This is a genomic window from Mycobacterium sp. NGS45, assembly GCF_059812645.1.
The window spans coordinates 23,439-41,082 of the sequence record NZ_JCALDB010000003.1; the positions used below are offsets into that span (position 1 = coordinate 23,439).

A 17,644-nucleotide genomic window follows, 5' to 3' on the forward strand; every position below is an offset into this window, starting at 1 on the left:
AAACGGTTGGCTGATGAGCGATCTCAGCCCAGATCCCTTCGAGCCGGTGCAACTCGGTCCGGTGCAGCTGCGTAACCGGGTGGTCAAAGCCGCCACCTCGGAAGGCCGATCCCCGGAGGGTTTGGTCACCGATGACCTGATCGACTTCCACCGGCGGTTCGCCGTCGGGGGAGTCGGCATGACCACGGTGGCCTACTGCTGTGTGTCCCGGGAAGGCGCCAGTGCACCGGGACAGATCGTGATGGATACCAAAGCGCTGCCCGGCTTGCGCCGCCTGACCGACGTCGTCCACGACGCCGGCGCGGCCATCTCGGCTCAGCTCGGCCACGCCGGCGTGGTAGCACCGAAGGCCCTGACGGGTGTCACAGCGGTGGCTCCCAGCCGATTCGTCAACCCCACCTCGTTCGCCTACTGCCGGGAAATCCGTCGCGACGAGATCTACGCCGTGATCGATCAGTTCGGGGCCGCGGCACAGGTCGCGGTCGACGCCGGATTCGATGCGGTGGAGCTGCATTTCGGCCACCTGTACCTGCCGAGCTCGTTCCTGAGCCCGCTGATCAACCGGCGCAAGGACGAGTACGGCGGCGACATCGACAACCGCTCGCGGTTGGTACGGGAGATCGCGCAGCGCGTCCGCGACGTGGTGGGTCGCCGGATCGCGGTGATCGCCAAGCTGGACATGGACGACGGCCTGCCCGGCAGCATCTGGATCGACGAGGCGCTGCGCACGGCACAACTATTGGATGCCGACGCCACTCTGGATGCGCTGGAACTGACCCAGGGCTCCTCGGTGTACAAGCCGATGTTCCTGTTCCGCGGTGATGTTCCGGTGCGCGAGTTCGCCAAGGTGATGCCGTCGGCACTGCGGCCCGGGGTGCGGATCATGGGCAAGCGGGTGATGGGTAGCTACCCGTACCAAGACCTCTACATGCTGCCCGCGGCGCGCCAGTTCGTCCCGGTGATGCGCAACACCAAACTCATTCTGCTGGGCGGTATCACCAACCGTGCGCACCTGGAGACCGGCTTGGCCGAGGGATTCGATTTTCTGGCGATGGGGCGCGCGTTGCTGCGGGAACCGGACTTGGTGAACAAGATGATGGCCGACGGCACCGTGCAGAGCCGCTGCAACCACAACAACAAGTGCATGGTGACAGTCTTCGGCCGCACCCACTGTGTGCTTGACCCCGAGCAGCGCTACGGCCAAGCCGCACCGGTCATTACGGCCGCGGAGAGCGCTCCAGCAATTCCCTGAGCTCGGTGCAGGCCTCGGCCCGAGCGCGCCGGCAGATGTCGAAGGCCGGCATCGTCATGAAACCGTGCACACCACCTTCGAAGTAACGCTCGATCACCGGGACCCCGGCGCTGCGCAAGGCCGCGGCGTAGGCCAGGCCCTCGTCACGCAACGGGTCGTGGCCGGCCACCACCAGCACGGCCGGCGGCAGCCCGGCGAGGTCCGCGGCGTGCAGGGGTGAAGCGTACGGATGGGTCCGATCCGAGGTCGCTGGCACGTATTGGTCCCAGTACCACTGCAGTGCCGGGCGCGGGTTGTAGTAGCCGCGGCCGAACCGGTGGTACGAGTCGGTGGCGAAGTCGGCAGCGATCATCGGGTACAGCAGCAGCTGCCCGGCCAGCGGTGGGCCGCCGCGATCGCGCGCCATCAACGCGGTCACCGCCGCCAGGTTGCCGCCGGCACTGTCGCCACCCACCAGTAAGGCATTCGGGTCGGCGCCGAACTCATCGATGTGCTCGGCGGCCCAATCGGTCACCGCATACACGTCTTCGGCTGCTGCGGGCCAGCGGCCCTCCTCGGGTGCCCGCCGGTAGTGCACCGAAACCACCACGGCACCAAGTTGATTGGCGAAGTCACGGCACAGGCCGTCGTGGCTGTCCAGATCGCAGAACACCCATCCGCCGCCGTGCGCGTAGACCAGCGTCGGGACTGGGTGCTGGGCGGCGGCGTCGGGTCGGTAGACCCGGATCGGGACCGGCCCGTTGGGGCCGGCGACGACGTCGTCGTAAACGGCAGCGACCGGTTCCGGGTCGGTCGACGGCGTGAATCGGGAGGCGATGATCGCTCTGGCCTGCTCGCCGGTCATGGTGTGCACGGGCGGGAAGCCCGCGTCCAACGTCTCGATGATCGCGGCGATCTGCGGGTCCAGGCTCATGCCAGTTGCAGGCTCGCGCTGCGGGCCGCGGTGTGCGCGATCGGTCCGCCGCGCAACGGCCGCATCTGCTGCAGCGTGGGTGCCACTCGGACCGGACCGTCCTCCACGGCGCGCCAGATGGCCATCGCGGCCATCCGCAGCGGTGCGACCATCCGCTGGTCGAACAGCATCCGGTTCATCGGGCCGCAGACCGAGACCGCGGCGACGGCTTCGCCGGGGTCGCCGATCGGCACGGCGACACAGCCGAAGCCGGGCAGGGACTCCTCACGGTCGAAGGCGTGCCCGTGCGAGCGGACCTTCAACAACTCGCTGCGTAGCTGAGCATGGGTGGAGATGGAGTACTTGGTCTTTCGGGGCAGCAGATCGGCCTCCCACAACTCGATCTCGCTCTCCTCGGCGAACGCCAGCATGGCCTTACCGACGGCCGTACAGTGCGCGGGTGCGCGTCCGCCGACTCGGGTCGGGACCGCGGCGGCCAGCCGATTGCCGACCTTCTCCATGTACACCACGTCCGAGCCCTGCAGGACCGCCAGGTGCACGACGAGTCCGGTCGCTGCGTGCAGTTCGTGCAAGGTGGGGATGGCGGCCTTGTGCAACCGATCCTGGTGCACGGCCAACGATCCCAGCTCGACCAACCGCATTCCGAGTTCGTAGTCCCGGCCGTGGCGGCGCAACCAGCGCAACTGGACCAGACGCTCCAGCATCCGGTGCGCCGAAGAACGGGGCAGCCCGGTCCGCCGCACGATCTGAGCCAAGGTCAAACGCCCGGGTCCCTCGAAGGCATCGAGGACCAGGGACACCCGGTCGATGACGGCACTCGGCGTTTCCGGCGTCATCTTCTTGGCGACAGCCGCCGGCGTGGTGATGGTCGCGGTCATGGTTCCTCCGAACAGCCCTATGTGCCTATTAGGCATATTACTAACGCGCATATTTCTATCACACATATGTGCCTGCTGTCACACAATTGGCTGAACGCGTGCCGGAGCACAGGTGAGCTATCGCGGTGCAGGGGATTTGCCGCGGGATCGTCAGCGCAGCACTAGGAGCCGGCCGGACCCATCGGGGTCCAACCGGCTCGGTTGCCAGCTCGGGGTTGGCTGCCGATCCGCTGACATCGCAGATTGTGTGGGCGGACTCAGTGCCTGGCCCAGCCGTACCTTATTCCGTTCCGGATCAGGGGCGCATGGCGGCGGGAAGGTCGTCCACCCACTGGTGACCCCAGTAGCTGTCGGCGGTGATTTCCTCGGCGGTGTAATGGTTTTCGTCGACCTGCAGGCCCGCGGTACCGAACTCGATGTCCCAGTCGCCAGGTGCGCGCACATAGAACGACACCATTTTGTCGTTGGTGTGCCGCCCCAGGGTGGAGGACAGTTGGAAGCCGTCCTTGGCCACCCGGTCGAGCGCCTGACCGACCGCATCGAGGGTGTCTACTTCGACCATCAGGTGGATCAAGCCCGGATCGCGCAGGGTGCCGGCCGGGCACAGCGCCAAGCTGTGATGGCGCTCGTTGACGCCGAGGAAGCGCACCCGTACCGGACCGAACTCCGGCGGCACCGGCACCCGGAACGCGCCTCGGGACCGGAAACCGAGCACCTTGGTGTAGAAGTCGAACAGTCCGTTGACGTCGAGCGCCGGCAACACCACGTGGCCCAAGCCCTGCGAGCCGGTCACGAACGTCGCGCCGAACGGCGTGACGACCGGACTGTGATCGAGCACCGGGCCGTGGAACACCTCGATGGCCGTGCCGGCCGGGTCTTCGAAGGCGATGACTTCTTCGACGCGGCGCGCGTCGGCGTCGGCCAGAGACAGTTCCTGGTACTCGACGCCGGCGGCTTGCAGTGCCGCTTTGACCCGGTCCAGGGCCGCGCGGTCGCGTACTTCCCAGCCCACCGTGACGATCTTGTCGACGTCACCGGGGACCACGATGATGCGGGCAGTGCGCTCGTCCATCCGCAGGTACAGCGCATCCGGATCGGGTCCGCTGCCCTGAGCGAAACCCAGCACACCGAATGCGAAGTGGCGCCACTGGCCGATGTCACTGGCCTGCACCGTTACATAGCCCAGACTGCTGACCAGGGGAGTGTTCGTCACCGGTTTGCCCCCCGCTCAGATCATCGCCCGCAGCGGACCCTGCGGATCCACACCGAGTGAACTCAACGCCGAAGCGTGATAGACGGTGCCCGGGACGTGAATTGCATGCGCCTGCCCGACGTGCACATCGCGCCAGTACCGTTGCAGCGGTTTGTCCATCCGGGCGGCGTTGCCGCCGCAGCGGGCAAAGATCTCGTCAACCGCCGAGACCGCGCGCCACACCGCCCGCACCTGGGTGCGCCGGCCTGCGGCGCGGTCCTCGAAGCTGACCTCCTTGCCGGCGTCCACGATGTCGAAGATGCGGTCGGCATTGGCCAGCAGTTCCTGGCGAGCCGCGTTGATGTCGGCTGCGGCCTCACCGATGGCATACATGACGTAGGGATCGTCCTTGATCGCCACGCCGCTGGAGTTCACCCGTTGCCGTTGGTAATCGAGGGCAGCGGCCAGTGCGCCCTCGGCGATGCCGATTGTCGCCGAGCTGATTCCGAGTGGGAACATCGTCGACCACGGCATCAGGTACAGCGTCTCGGTCATCCCGGCTTCGCGCTGTGCGGTGCCGTCCATCACCTTCATGCCGTCCATGGTGCGGTAGGTAGGTACGAACGCATCCTTGATGACGATGTCCTTGGAGCCGGTGCCGCGCAGCCCGACGACGTCCCAGGAGTCCTCGATGATCTCGTAGTCCTTGCGCGGCAAGATCATGTGCAGCATCTGCGGTGGCATCAGCGGGGTGCCGTCGGCGTCGCCGACCATGGCGCCCAGAATGATCCAGTCGCAGTGATCGGTGCCGGAGCTGAACTGCCAGCGGCCGTTGAAGATGTAGCCGCCGTCGGTGGGCACGGCCACACCCTGCGGTGCGTACGGCGAAGCCACCCAGGTGTCGACGTCGTCGGCCCAGATCTCGGCGCCCACCCGGGGGTCTGCGTAGGCCAGTTGGTACGGGTGCACCCCGACCACCCCGTTGATCCAGCCGGCCGACGGATCCAGGGCCGCCGTGGCCATCACCGTCTCGGCGAACTCGCGGGGGTGAACTTCGAAGCCGCCGTGCTGCTTTGGCTGCAGCAACCGGATACTGCCGATCTGCTTCATGGTCTTGACCGTGTCGTCGGTCAGCTTGCCGATCTTCTCGGCTTCCTCGGCCTGGTTGCGGAGCTGTTCGGCGAGCTCGGCGACACTGTCGATAACCCGTGTTGTCATGTCAATGATGGTGAACGGTGTGGGTGCCCAGCTGGATGCTCCGTCCCGTTGAGCGGACTGGATTGGCGAACTCAGAACTCGACCTTCACCGCATCGGTACGCGGCCGTGCCTGGCAGGCCAAGAACAGGCCCTCGGCGATGTCCTCCGGTTCGAGGATGGCGGCGTTGCCCAGCTCCACCTCGCCGTCGATCACGGTGGCCGCACAGGAACCGCAATTGCCCTCCCGGCACGAGTAGGGGACCTCGATACCGGCTGCCAACATCACCTCAACCAGGTTGCGCGACTTGGGCCAACGCAGGTCGTGCACTTCTCCGTCCAGATGGACCTGCGCGGCCGAGGCGCCGCCGTCGTCGCCGTCTCGGCCGGAAGCAGGTTGGGCGACGAACGGATCCGAGGTCAGCGAGGTGAAGACCTCGGAGTGGATCTGCTTGCGCGGAACCCCGGCCTCGGTGAGCGCTTCCTTGACCACCGCCATGAACGGCGCGGGGCCGCAGATGAACGATTCGTACCCGGTGAACATCTGGGCGAACCCGCCCAACTGGGCGCGGGTGGGAAGGCCCTGAACTGATTCCAGCCAGTGCAAGACGGTGAGTCGGCCGGTGTAGCGGGCCGCCAGTTCGCGCAGTTCGGCGGCGAAGATGACGGATCGCTCGTCTCGGTTGGCGTAGCACAGCACCACGCGCCCGTGGCCGCCGACGAGCACCGACTTGAGGATCGACATCACCGGCGTGATGCCGCTGCCGGCCGCCCACAGCAGGAAGTCGGCATCGAGGTCGGCCGGGCTGAAGACACCCGAAGGTGGCAGCACGTCGATGGTGTCACCGACGGAAGTGTTGTCGCACAACCAGTTCGACCCGTATCCGGCGTCGGTGCGTTTGACCGTGACCTTGGGGTCCTCGCCGGTGTGCGGGGAGCTGGCCAGTGAATAGCAGCGTGCCACCGACCCGGTCTGCTCGCTGGGTATCCGCAGTGTCAGGAATTGGCCAGGCCGATAGTCGAACCGTGGTCGATGTTCGTCGGGTACCGCGAAGACCAGTGACTTGGCGTCGGGGCTTTCGTCGATGACGGCGGTCACGGTCAGCGGCACCGCGCGTGTGGCGGGCGCGGATCGGCCGCTGGATTCGGCGTCGGTCATATCGGCATTCTGCGGTGGCGACCGGCTACCGGGATGCGCGGTCACCAGTGGCCGGGACGAATAACGCGGTGCCCGTTGACCGGGAAGTGTCGCCGTGGCGGGCTGGCTCGGCGGCATAACGTACCGGACGTGAGTACCGCGACCAAGAGCCATGTCGATGTCGTTGTGGTGGGTGCCGGATTCGCCGGCCTGTACGCGCTGCACAAGTTCCGCGGGCAGGGCCTGTCGGTACGGGTGTTCGAAGCCGCCCCGGAGGTGGGTGGTACCTGGTACTTCAACCGGTACCCGGGAGCCCGGTGCGACGTCGAGAGCCTGGACTACTGTTACTCATTCTCCGATGAGCTGCAGCAGCAGTGGACTTGGACCGAGAAGTACGCCACCCAGCGCGAAATCCTGGACTACATCAACTGGGTCGCCGACAAATTGGACCTGCGGGCAGGCATCACCTTCGACACCAAGGTCGTCTCTGCGGTGCTCGATGAGGACACCTTGCGGTGGACCATCAGCACGGACACCGGTGAGCAGGTCACGGCCCGCTTCGTGGTAATGGCCACCGGCCCGTTGTCCGCGCCGTTGACCCCGGACATTCCGGGTTTGGACAGCTTCGCCGGCGAGGTCTACCACACCGCGCACTGGCCACACCAGGAGGTGGATTTCACCGGCAAGCGGGTCGCCGTGATCGGTACCGGATCCTCGGGGATTCAGTCGATCCCGATCATTGCCGAGCAGGCAGCCCAGCTCTACGTCTTCCAGCGCACCCCCAATTTCAGCGTGCCGGCCGGCAACCGACCGCTGTCGGCCGAGGAGGTCGAGCACGCCAAGGCCACCTACGCTGAGCGTCGGCGCAAGTCGTGGCGCAGCGGCGGGGGATCGCCGCACGTGGCGCATCCCAAACTGACCATGGAGGCCACCGCCGAGGAACGCCGGGAAGCGTTCGAAAAGCGTTGGCAACTAGGCGGTGTGCTGTTCTCCAAGACATTCTCCGACCAGATGATCGACATCGAGGCCAACGAAGAGGCCCGCAAGTTCTACGAGCAGAAGATCCGGGCAGTGATCGACGACCCGGAGTTGGCCGAGCTGCTCATCCCCGATGATCATCCGATAGGAACCAAGCGAATCTGCACCGACACCAACTACTTCCAGACCTTCAATCGTCCAAATGTGGAGCTGGTCAGTGTGCGCAAGACCCCGATCGAAGCGGTCGACGCGACGGGCATCACCACCTCCGCGCAGCACTATGACCTGGATGCACTGGTGTTGGCGACCGGGTTCGATGCCATGACCGGCACCTTGGCCAAGATCGACATCGTCGGACGGGGCGGGCACCGACTGCTCGACGACTGGCAGGATGGGCCGCGCACCTACCTCGGCCTCGGCGTCGACGGCTTCCCCAACTTGTTCCTGGTGTCCGGGCCCGGGGCGCCGGCCGTGCTGGCCAACATGGTGCTGCATGCCGAAGCCCACATCAACTGGATCGCCGAGGCGATCAGCCATCTGCGCGCCAACGGTTACGCTGCGATCGAAGCCACACCGGACGCGGTGGACGACTGGATCGCCGAGTGCAACCGGCGTGCCGATGCCACGCTGTTCCCGAAGGCGAACTCTTGGTATGTGGGCGCCAACGTGCCCGGCAAGCCTCGGGTATTCATGTTGTTCATCGGCGGTTTCGCCAGCTACCTCGACATCTGTTCGGAGGTGGCCGAGGCCGGCTACCGGGGATTCGACCTTCTCGTAGGCTGACCAACCGGCGATCGGTCACCGCAAGGTGACCCGGCAGGGCTGATCAGATGCCCAAAACGTCGCGGGCCCGGTCGATTTCGTCGAGGTCGGCGGTCGAAGGAATCAGGCGCAGCTCGTCGAGGCCGGCTTCGCGCGCACCTTCGACGGCGGCCAGCAGCCCGGCGGGCCCGCAGTTCAACGTGCCCGCAGTCGGCGTGGTGAGGTAGTCGGTCTCACCGCCGACCGCGTCGACGTCTTGGTCCCAGAACTCCTGCACATGCTCGCGGAGCTGGGTCTCCGGGTCGGGGCCGAGGGCGAACCAGACCGGGGCCGAGAAGTGCGGCCGCTCCGTCCGGCCGGCCGCCTGCCAGGCCTCGACCACCCGCTCGCGCTGGGCTGCCAGGGCTTCGGCGTCGAAGTGCAGTGAATGCGCCGGGTCGCTCACCCCGGCGGCCCACTGCGCCGCTCGGGCGAGCGCCTTGGGGCCGACCACGCCGGCGACCAGCGGGATGCCGTCGGCCTGCATCGGTGCCGGCCCCACCGGGTGGTGTCCGGGGACCGGCGGCTGCTGGGCCCACACCTGGCGCATGGTGGCCACCGTCGCGTCCATGCGCTGCCGCTTGCGGTCGAGTGCGGCGCCGACGGCGAGGTAGTCCTCGTCCCATGCGCCGATGCCGACCCCGAGGGTCAACCGCCCCTCCGACAGCACGTCGATGGTGGCCAGGTCCTTGGCGAACAGCACCGGATTGCGCACCGGGACCGTGATGATGTCGGTCCAGAGCCGGACCCGCTCGGTGACCGCCGCCGCGGCAGCGAGTTGCGGGATGACCGACCAGCTGTGCGGATAGACCAGCCGATCGTAGGTGGTGAGGCCATCCCAGGGCCCTTCGTCGATCTTGCGGTACCAGGCCAGTTCGGTCTGGCGTCCGCGTGGAAACAGCGTCGGAAGGCCCATCGTGATCTGCATGCTGCTCGCCCCTAGCTTCGGTGTCATTCGGGTTGGCCGCGTGCGCGGCGGCGCAGCCGTGAGTAATAATAGCGACAGATTGTCTCGTTAAGAACAGGGGGTGCCGATGCGGGCGACACCGAACCACGGGCGGCGGTCGGGTGCAGCATGACTGCGTCACCGTCGGGCAGATCGCCGAATTCCACGGCTCGGCAACGGCTTCGGCCGGGAGGGCGCAGCGAGCGAGTGCGTGAAGCGGTACTGCGTGGCTGTTTGGAGTTGTTGATCGAGGGCCGCGTCGAACTTCCGATTGCAGAGGTTGCGCAACGATCGGGGGTCAACCGCGCCACCATCTACCGCTGGTGGCCAAGCTCGGTCGAGCTGCTCGACGACGCTTTGACCTTCCACGCTCGCAACCGCCTGGACGCCCCGGACACCGGCGCCTGGGAAAGCGATGTGCGCGCCCTGATCACCGAACTCGCCTCGCTGGCAGCAGATCCCGTCGAGCGGGCGATCATGGCCACCACGATCTCGGGACGGTACCCCTCGTTGCGGGACACCATGATGGGCTGGTTTCGGACTGCTGTTCCGCAGTGGTTCACCATGCTCGAGCGCGCCGTCGTTCGCGGCGAAGTGAGCCCTGAGGTCGATCCGGCGATGGTCTTCCACATGATGCTGGCGCCGGCGGTGTCGGTATCGCTGTTCGATGGCCGGGCACTGAGCACCGCGGAGATCGACGCGTTGGTGACGTTGGTGTGCCGGGCCACCGGGCCAGCGAATGGCCCAGGTGCCGGCCCCTGACTTCCGATCTGCACGCTGCTCAGCGTTCCCGAGTCAAGAAGCCCAGCACCGTCTGCTCGAACGCGGCCTTGGCTTCGATCATCACCCAGTGCCCGCAATTGGGAAACACGTGGAACTCGGCGTCGGGAATCGTGCGCATCGGGATCAAGCCCATGTCCAGCGGGCTGACCCGGTCATCGCGGCCCCAGGTCAACAGGGTGGGGGCAGCGAGCTTGTGCAGGACCGCCCACGGCATCGGGACGTCGGTGGTGCGCATCATGTCCATCACCGCGGCATAGGCGGCCTTGCCGTACAGTCGGCGAGCCGAGTCCAGGGTGGCCGGTTCGGTGGCCGACTTCCAGCGCTCCTCGATGAGTTCCTCGGTCACCAGGGCGGGGTCGTACACCATGGCATGCAGCCAGTCGATCAGCCGTTGCCGGGTCGGGTCCTCGGTGAACTCCTGCAGCAGTCGGATGCCTTCGCTGGGGCCGGGACTGAAGAGGTTGGTGCCGATCCCGCCGATGGTCACCAGTTTGCCCACCCGGTCGGGATGGTTGATCGCAAAGTTGATGCCGACCCCGCCGCCCATCGAGTTGCCGATGATGTGCGCGCGGTCGAGTTCGAGTGCCTCGGTGAACGCCACCAACGCGGTCTGGGCGTCGAGCACCGGGTGCCCGCCGAAGTCGTCGCTGACTCCGTAGCCGGGGAATTCGAGGATCAGGCAACGGAAGTGCTCGGCGAAGACCCCGAGATTTCCGCGGAAGTTGCGCCAGCCGGTGACGCCGGGCCCGGAGCCATGCAGCATCAGCAGCGGAGGGCCGACGCCGGCGTCGTGGTAGCGCAAAACTCCGCTGTCGGTGGGGATTTCGCGCAACGTTTCGGAGTAGTCGAGAGCCGGCATGCGGTCCTTTCTCAGTGCTGTGCAGAGCCCACGTGGGCTGCAGCGTGGGCGCCCGCTCGGCGGCCGCTGAAGATGCAATCGGACAGCGACAGGCCGCTGACATAGGAGTTCGAGCAGACGCCGACCGCGTTGCGGCCCACCGCGTACAACCCGGCAATGACGCCTCCGTCGCGGTGCACGACCTCGCTGGTCTGTTCATCGACGACCAGACCGCCCAGCGTCAAACCCGGGATCGGGTAGAACATCGACGAATCTGCCGAGATGTCAATGGAATAGAACGGACCTTGGGTCAGCGGGCGGCACAGCTCCGGCTCCTTGTGCGCGGGATCGCCGGTGCCCGCGCGGACTCCGGCATTGTAGGCGTCCACGGTGCGCTGCAATCCGGCCGGATCGATGCCGTTCTTCTTGGCCAACCCGTCGAGCGTGGCCGCTTTCTTGTGCCCGAAGGTGAGCAGGTACAGCAGCTGCAAGCGTTGGAACACATGTGTTTGATCGCGGATCTGCCGCTTGATCTTGCGCCAGGTCGGTGCGTCGTAGACGGCAAAGCCGCAGCCGTCGAACTTGCGCATCATGATGTTGCCGTGCGTTGCGCCGTACAGATCTTCGTTGGCGATGCGGGCGCCGTTGTGGCCCACAGTCAGGCCTTCCAAGAACCCGCTGGGCGGGGCCAGAAAGCGCCAGCCGGTGATGTTGCCCATCTTGTCGGTCCGGCCGCCGGCGGCCAGGCCCAGCGCGATCCCGGTGCCGTCGTCGCCCGGCGTGCCCAACGGCGAGATCTTCATGAAGCCGGGCGCGAACTGTTGCATCCACTGTCGGTTGTTGATGAAGCCGCCGGCGGCCAAGATCACCGCGTCGGCGTAGGCGGAGCGTTCGACGGCGGCCTCCGACCAGAGCTTCTCGGCACGCGCGACGCCGCCCTTGACCAGGTCCGGCAGCCAGGTGCCGGTCTTGCCGGTCACCTTGGTCAACAGCGCATGTTTGCGGGCGTTCGGGTGCCTGGGATCCAGCACGCGGTAGCGGACACCGCTGACTCGACCGTCGGCGTCGGTGCTCAGTTCATGCACCCGAGCCAATGGAATGACATGAATGCCCCTGGCCTGCACGGAATTCCGCAAGTTCTCGAACAGAACTCGGCCTGAGCTCATGCCGGGGGCCAGGACGCGATGACCCCGCGGCGCGGGCTGCGCGTGTTGCGCATACGGATGGGCCTTTTCGTTACCCGAGTAGTAGAGATAGTAGTCGTCGGTGGGGTAGGAGGTTTTGTACGACGACACCGGACCGCCCCGGAACTGCACGCCCTGTTGCTTGAGCCACTCGATCAGCGACGGGCTCTGCTCGCAGAATCGGGTCAGGGTTTCGTCCGACACGGCGTCTCCGACCTCCATGCGTAGGTAGGCCCGCATGTTCTCGACCGAGTCCTGATAGCCGCCGGCGTGCTGTTCGGGGGTGCCTGCGCCGGCGTAGATGATGCCGCCGGACAGCGCGGTGGCTCCGCCGCCGTAACCGCGGTCCAGGATCAGCACCCGTGCGCCGCGGTCGGCGGCCTCGATGGCCGCCGCCGCGCCCGCGGCACCGAATCCAACCACGATGACGTCGTATTCATCCTGCATAGTTCGGCGACGGTAGTCCGGGTCGGGCCCAGTTCGGGTCCGTCGTCTCGGTGAGTGAAACAACGTGCGCCGGTGCGCGCTACTTCCTCGGCCACGGCCGGCTGGAACCAGAGCACCGGGCCGCGTTTCCGGGCGGTGTTGAAGGACGAGTTCATCCCGGCATGCGCTGCCTCGGTCTTCAGAGATCCGTAGTCGTGCCGCGCCTGGCCACGATCGCGAAGTTCAGCGGAATGCGCGGAACACCTTCCGGCAGAACCCAACCGCGCGGATCGGGGAGCAGCTCCGGGAATGCGGGCCAATCCATGTAGGGCAGTTCGTGAACGGCCTCGATGCGCAGGCCGGCTGCCAACAGGGCGGTGACGACTTCGCCGAGGTCGTGGCGCCACTCGTAATTGGTGCTCTGGCGGATCGCCACGTCGGTGTTCTCGGTGTAGCTGCCGGTGTCCTGGTAGGTCCGGGTGCCGCCGCCGCAGAGATAGTCGTCGCTGATCGTCCACGGTTGGAACGCCATAGCCCCCAAGATCGGGTGGTCGTCGCGGATCAGGAAGACACCGCCGGGCGTGAGCAGGTCGTGGATGGACGCTGCCCACGCGGTCAATTCCGGCAGCCAGACGATGGTCCCGGCGCTGGTGACGATCACGTCGAAGCGGTCCTCGAGCACCGCCGAGGCGAACCGGGCATCACCTTCCACCCAGGTGACGGCCCGGCCGTCGGCCGTCGAGATGCGTTGGGCGTGTGCCAGCGAGTTCGGCGAGAAATCCAAACCGGTGACGTCGACCGCGCCCAGCCGCGCCCACGACACCGTGTCGATCCCGATGTGGCATTGCAGATGCAGCAGCGAGCGGCCGGTCACCCCGGACGACGGCAGATGCGGTGCCAGCACCGCCACGTCGTTGCGCACCACCGACGAGATCATCGACCGGTCGGCCAGGAACCCGTCCAGGTCATACATCTGTGAGCGGGCGTGCAGGTCGGCACGCTCATCCCAGTTCGCTCGGTTGCGGGCAAGCTCATCGGCATGATCCATCGCTGGCCAGGCTAGTGGGCCGCTACTTCTTCGGCCGCACCAGCGCATCCACCGGGACGGGGGCACCGTCGCGGTCCTTGACCACCCGATAGGCGGCGTAACCGGCGACCAGGGTGAGCACCACGAAGATCACCGCGAAGTACTGCATGAACAGTGAGTCGCCGGCCGGGTTGTACACCTCTTGTCGGGGCCAGGCGATGTTGACCACCAGCAGCGATCCCATCACCACGGCGATCAGATTGACCGGGATACCCCACCGGCCCAGGTCCAGCACGGGCTTGCCGTGCGAGAGCTTGGCCCCGCGCAGCCGGTGGATCAACGCCGGTACCGTCACCATCAGGTAGGCCAGGTAGACGATCACCACCGACACCGAGGCGATCGCGGCGAACACACTGGCCTGCCCCAGGTTCACCAGCAGCACCGCGATGGCCAGCATGCTGACCGCGGTGCCGGTGATCACCGGGGTGCCGGTGCGCTTGTTGACCTTGGCCAGCACGCTGCCGAACGGCAACCGGTTGTCGCGCGCCATCGAGAACATCACCCGCGAGGCCGAAGCCTGAATGGCCAGGGTGGCCGAGAACATCGCCACCGCGACCAGCGCCAGCAGCGTCTTGCCCAACGCGGTGTCCAGCTGGGATTCGATCACCCAGGCCATGCCGCCGTGCGCCAACTCGGAGCCGAGCTCCGGTGCCGACATCAGCGCCGCCAGGATCATCAGGCCGCCGCCGAGGAACGACACCAGCAGCGCGTTGACGATCGCCTTCGGAGCGGTCCGGCGCGGATCCCGGGTTTCTTCGGAAAGCTCTGCGGCCGAATCAAATCCGTACATCACGTAGGCAGCCATCAGCATCGAGGCCAGGAATGCGGGCAGATAACTCACCCCGGTGCCATGCCCACCGGTGTCCAGTACGGCCTGGGCGGGGGTGCGCTCGGCGGTCAGGAACATCGCACCGACGATCAGCAGCACACCGATGATCTCGAGCGTGACACCGGTGATCGTGATCCGGGCCATGAACCGCACCCCGGCCGCGCTGATGATGGTGCACACGATGATCGTGATGCTGCCCAAGATGATGCCGTTGGTGGCGCCGTCCACCGAGAGCGGATCGATGTCGGTGCCCACCAGCTGGAAGCCGCTCCAGATCGGCGGCAGCACGGTCTGCATGGCGATGGCCAGGGCCGCGATCGACACGATGTAGCCGACCAGCATGAACCAACCGGCGAACCAGCCCACCGCGTTACCGGCCAACCGGCGCGACCACTGGTAGATGGCCCCGGCCACCGGGAACTTGCCGGCCAGCTCGGCGAATACCAGACACACGCAGAACTGGCACAGGAACACGATCGGCCAGGTGAAGAAGAAGGCCGGCCCGCCGAGTGCGAAGCCGAGCGGGAAGAAGGCGAACACCGTGGTCAGGATCGACACGAAGGAGAATCCGGCAGCGAACGCCGCGTAGCCGCCGATGCCGCGGTGCAACTCCTGGGTGTAACCGAGTTCTTCCAGGGTGGCGGCGTCCGCGGGGGACGATATCGCCCGGTTGATGGTGCCGGTCATGCACTACTCCTACCGATGAGCTTGTTTATCTATCGCGTGACAGAAAATATCCCGGGATCTGTCACACAGCATGTCGAGAGTGTTACTTCGGTGTGAATCTCGGTCCCAGGGGTGAGAATCGAAGACATGCGAGGCATTGCCGCCACTTTGGGAAGCATCGACGCCGCACACGACGAATCCGCCCTGCATGACGCCATCGGCGCGGCCCGCCAAGCCGTGGCCGCCGAGTTGGCGGCCCACACCCCGGCCGCCGCGTTGGCCGCGGCCTGGTCGGAGGTGCTGCGGCACAGCGTGGCCGCCGCGGTGCGCGCGGTCGGCCCCGACCAGCCGTGGACCTGGTTCGTCTCGGGTAGCGCCGCGCGCGGCGAAGTGGCACCCGGCTCCGACGTGGAGACCATGGTGGTGCTCGACGACGACGTCGACGAACCCGCGCGCGCCGCGCTGCTGACCCGGGCCGCCGAGGTGCACGCGGTCCTGGAACGCTGCGGGGTGCACGGCGACCGCAACGGCGTTTTGGGCAGCCGCGCCCGGTTCTCCCGCACGCTGTCGGAGTGGGCGCGCGGGGTGGCGGCATGGACCAGCGAACCGCGGGAGGACCGCGGCGTGGTGATGACCGCCCTGGTGGCCGACACGCTCGCGGTACCGGGTGCCCGGACCCTGGACGCAGATGAGTTGCGGCGCTTGGCGGTTGACGCAGCGGGGGAGAGCTACCCGGTGCGCCGCGCCATGCTGCAGGACGCCACGTCGCTGCGCGCGAGCATCCCGTCCCGACTGCGGATGCTCACCCCGGTCGGCGACACCGTCGACGTCAAACGCGCCGCGGTGGACCCGGTGGTCAAGATCGCGCGCTGGGCTGCGCTGTCGGCCGGTTCGGCCGAACTGTCCACGGTGGAGCGCCTGGACGTGGCCGCCGCGGCCAACGTGCTCGACGCCGACGACGCCTCGAGTCTGCGGGACTGCACCAGCTGGCTGGTGCGCTTCCGGTGGCGGCACCGGGTGGGGCCGTGGCTGCGGGGTGAGGAGTTCAGCGACGTGCTGTCGCTGTCCGAGGTGGCTCCGCAGGAACGCGCGATGCTGCGCAGCGTGGCCCGCGAGGTCGCCGGCATCAGTCGCAAGCTGACCTACCTGGCCTCGACGCAGTCGTTCCGCTGACCCTCGTTGAGTTAGCGCTGGGGTACGGCTGCTCTCGTACTTTTGCTACCTGGATTCTGACTCAACGCAGGTGGGTGCGCTCAACGCAAGTGGGTGTGCTCAACGCAGGTGGGCGGACATCAACGCGTCGAACCAGCGCATCGCCCAGCGGGCATCGCCGAGCGCGGTGTGCCGGTCAGCCCCGCTGGGTGGTCGGACCCCGCACTGCCGGGACAGATCACCGTAGTCGCGTTCGGGTTCCAAGCCGAGCGCGCGCACCCGGGCGACGGCGAGGTCGACGACGTCCACCGGATGCGGTTGCCACCTCGGTGAAAGACCATGCCGGGCAAACGGATTCGCCAGACATTCGGTGTCGAACTGAGGAATCACGCCGACGATCCTGGTATCGGCGGTCCATTCGTCGACCAACGTCGCGGCCTGCTCGCCGGAATGCACCCGGGGAAAGGTCGCCGGGCGTTCCCGCACTTGCGGATGGCGTTTGTGGAAGCCGCTGATCGTCAGCCCGGCTGGTTCGGCGGCCGCGAGGTCCAGGTCATCGACGTCGATGCACAGGTGCAGCCGGGTCTGCTCGTCGCCGTCGCGGCGGATGATCGCGATTTCCCACGGCCGGCGCGCCGGGTGCAAACCCGTGGTTTCGGTGTCCAGGAAGGCCAGCGGCGTCGACATCGACTCGCAACGCTAGTACACCACCGCCGCCGCCGGACCCGAGTACGGGAAGGACCTGCGAAAACGTGTTTGCGCCGACCGCGCGCGGCCCGGTATGGTCGGCGACGTGCAACACCTTCTCGTAGTAGCCAGCACCCGCAGCGGGGTCTGATCTGACCGACCCCCCGCTGTGGGTCGGACGCTACTACCCGTCGGTCATCTCCTTCGATCCGAGAAGACCGGCACATGATCACCAATTCCACCCCCACGCTGGCGAACCGCTTCGCCGACTTCTTCGATGCGCCGCTGCCGCGCGGCGTCCGCGAACTGGCCGCCGACCTGAGCTGGGACGACGTCGCCGCCAGCTTCGGCTCGGTCGACGGCCCGGTGCGGTTGCAGAGCTGGCAGCGCGCCGCCGCGCGGGCCCGAACCGCGCACACCTACCAGGCCGCGCTGGGTCTGGGTGAGCAGACCATCACCGCGACGGCCACCGGTTCGGGTCCGCTGGCCGCGCTCACCGCAATGCTCTACGAGCAGGGCGTGCCGGTCGAGATGCTGCGATTTCACCAGCTCAGCTCGGGTGGACACACCGCAACGTTCATCCAGGGCACCGACGGTGTCCACGACGAATGGGCAATCGGCTGGTCGGCCGACCCAGGTGAATCGGCGTTGCGCGCCCTGATCTCGTGCGCGAACCGGCTGCTCGCACACTGAGTCGGA

General features: G+C 67.0%; 16 protein-coding genes. 5 read left to right on the top strand and 11 right to left on the bottom strand.

Annotated elements, in window-relative coordinates; translation table 11 throughout:
• Positions 1-13: 13 nt before the first annotated feature.
• On the top strand, positions 14-1,252 hold the full coding sequence (locus AC5Y3P_RS03890; protein ID WP_500044597.1) for an NADH:flavin oxidoreductase: 1,239 nt from the start codon (positions 14-16) through the stop codon (positions 1,250-1,252).
• On the opposite strand, the gene lipP1 is transcribed toward AC5Y3P_RS03890, so the two are convergent.
• The 5 genes from lipP1 to AC5Y3P_RS03915 form a co-directional block, all read right to left on the bottom strand.
• Positions 1,218-2,165 (bottom strand): LipP1 family hormone-sensitive lipase, encoded by a 948-nt coding sequence (gene lipP1, locus AC5Y3P_RS03895; protein WP_500044598.1) that lies wholly within the window; start codon positions 2,163-2,165, stop codon positions 1,218-1,220. The genes AC5Y3P_RS03890 and lipP1 overlap by 35 nt on opposite strands.
• On the bottom strand, positions 2,162-3,043 hold the full coding sequence (locus AC5Y3P_RS03900) for an IclR family transcriptional regulator (RefSeq protein ID WP_500044599.1): 882 nt from the start codon (positions 3,041-3,043) through the stop codon (positions 2,162-2,164). Before AC5Y3P_RS03900 ends, lipP1 begins: the two co-directional genes overlap by 4 nt.
• 295 nt (positions 3,044-3,338) lie before the next feature.
• The gene (gene bphC / locus AC5Y3P_RS03905; protein WP_500044787.1) at positions 3,339-4,241 is read right to left on the bottom strand and encodes a biphenyl-2,3-diol 1,2-dioxygenase; all 903 of its coding nucleotides are present in this window, start codon (positions 4,239-4,241) and stop codon (positions 3,339-3,341) included.
• 30 nt (positions 4,242-4,271) lie between these two features.
• Entirely contained in the window at positions 4,272-5,453 is a 1,182-nt protein-coding gene (locus tag AC5Y3P_RS03910) for an acyl-CoA dehydrogenase family protein (protein ID WP_500044600.1), read from the bottom strand.
• 71 nt (positions 5,454-5,524) lie between these two features.
• Positions 5,525-6,589, bottom strand: a complete 1,065-nt coding sequence (locus tag AC5Y3P_RS03915; protein WP_500044601.1) for a 2Fe-2S iron-sulfur cluster-binding protein — start codon at positions 6,587-6,589, stop codon at positions 5,525-5,527.
• 129 nt (positions 6,590-6,718) lie between these two features.
• On the opposite strand from AC5Y3P_RS03915, the gene AC5Y3P_RS03920 reads away from it, so the two are divergent.
• On the top strand, positions 6,719-8,329 hold the full coding sequence (locus tag AC5Y3P_RS03920) for a flavin-containing monooxygenase (RefSeq protein ID WP_500044602.1): 1,611 nt from the start codon (positions 6,719-6,721) through the stop codon (positions 8,327-8,329).
• 43 nt (positions 8,330-8,372) lie between these two features.
• Here the strand turns inward: AC5Y3P_RS03920 and AC5Y3P_RS03925 are convergent, their stop codons facing one another.
• Positions 8,373-9,275 (bottom strand): LLM class flavin-dependent oxidoreductase, encoded by a 903-nt coding sequence (locus tag AC5Y3P_RS03925; RefSeq protein ID WP_500044603.1) that lies wholly within the window; start codon positions 9,273-9,275, stop codon positions 8,373-8,375.
• Between the two features lie 225 nt (positions 9,276-9,500).
• Between AC5Y3P_RS03925 and AC5Y3P_RS03930 the strand changes: the two genes are divergently transcribed.
• Positions 9,501-10,055 carry a TetR-like C-terminal domain-containing protein gene (locus tag AC5Y3P_RS03930; protein WP_500044604.1) on the top strand — a complete coding sequence of 185 codons (555 nt, stop codon included), beginning with the start codon at positions 9,501-9,503 and terminating at the stop codon, positions 10,053-10,055.
• A 19-nt stretch (positions 10,056-10,074) separates the two neighbouring features.
• Here AC5Y3P_RS03930 and AC5Y3P_RS03935 read toward each other — a convergent pair whose 3' ends face one another.
• The 4 genes from AC5Y3P_RS03935 to AC5Y3P_RS03950 form a co-directional block, all read right to left on the bottom strand.
• Entirely contained in the window at positions 10,075-10,935 is an 861-nt protein-coding gene (locus AC5Y3P_RS03935; protein ID WP_500044605.1) for an alpha/beta fold hydrolase, read from the bottom strand.
• A gap of 11 nt (positions 10,936-10,946) precedes the next feature.
• Positions 10,947-12,545, bottom strand: coding sequence for an FAD-binding protein (locus tag AC5Y3P_RS03940; protein ID WP_500044606.1), 1,599 nt, complete (start codon positions 12,543-12,545; stop codon positions 10,947-10,949).
• A 178-nt stretch (positions 12,546-12,723) separates the two neighbouring features.
• Positions 12,724-13,572 (bottom strand): class I SAM-dependent methyltransferase, encoded by an 849-nt coding sequence (locus AC5Y3P_RS03945; RefSeq protein ID WP_500044607.1) that lies wholly within the window; start codon positions 13,570-13,572, stop codon positions 12,724-12,726.
• Between the two features lie 22 nt (positions 13,573-13,594).
• Positions 13,595-15,127 (bottom strand): amino acid permease, encoded by a 1,533-nt coding sequence (locus AC5Y3P_RS03950; RefSeq protein WP_500044608.1) that lies wholly within the window; start codon positions 15,125-15,127, stop codon positions 13,595-13,597.
• Between the two features lie 126 nt (positions 15,128-15,253).
• Here AC5Y3P_RS03950 and AC5Y3P_RS03955 point away from each other — a divergent pair, with 126 nt between their 5' ends.
• Positions 15,254-16,279: a putative nucleotidyltransferase substrate binding domain-containing protein gene (locus AC5Y3P_RS03955; protein WP_500044609.1), complete on the top strand. Its 1,026-nt coding sequence runs from the start codon at positions 15,254-15,256 to the stop codon at positions 16,277-16,279.
• A gap of 99 nt (positions 16,280-16,378) precedes the next feature.
• On the opposite strand, the gene AC5Y3P_RS03960 is transcribed toward AC5Y3P_RS03955, so the two are convergent.
• On the bottom strand, positions 16,379-16,945 hold the full coding sequence (locus AC5Y3P_RS03960) for an exonuclease domain-containing protein (protein WP_500044610.1): 567 nt from the start codon (positions 16,943-16,945) through the stop codon (positions 16,379-16,381).
• A gap of 225 nt (positions 16,946-17,170) precedes the next feature.
• Here AC5Y3P_RS03960 and AC5Y3P_RS03965 point away from each other — a divergent pair, with 225 nt between their 5' ends.
• On the top strand, positions 17,171-17,638 hold the full coding sequence (locus AC5Y3P_RS03965; protein ID WP_500044611.1) for a homocitrate synthase: 468 nt from the start codon (positions 17,171-17,173) through the stop codon (positions 17,636-17,638).
• Positions 17,639-17,644: the final 6 nt, after the last annotated feature.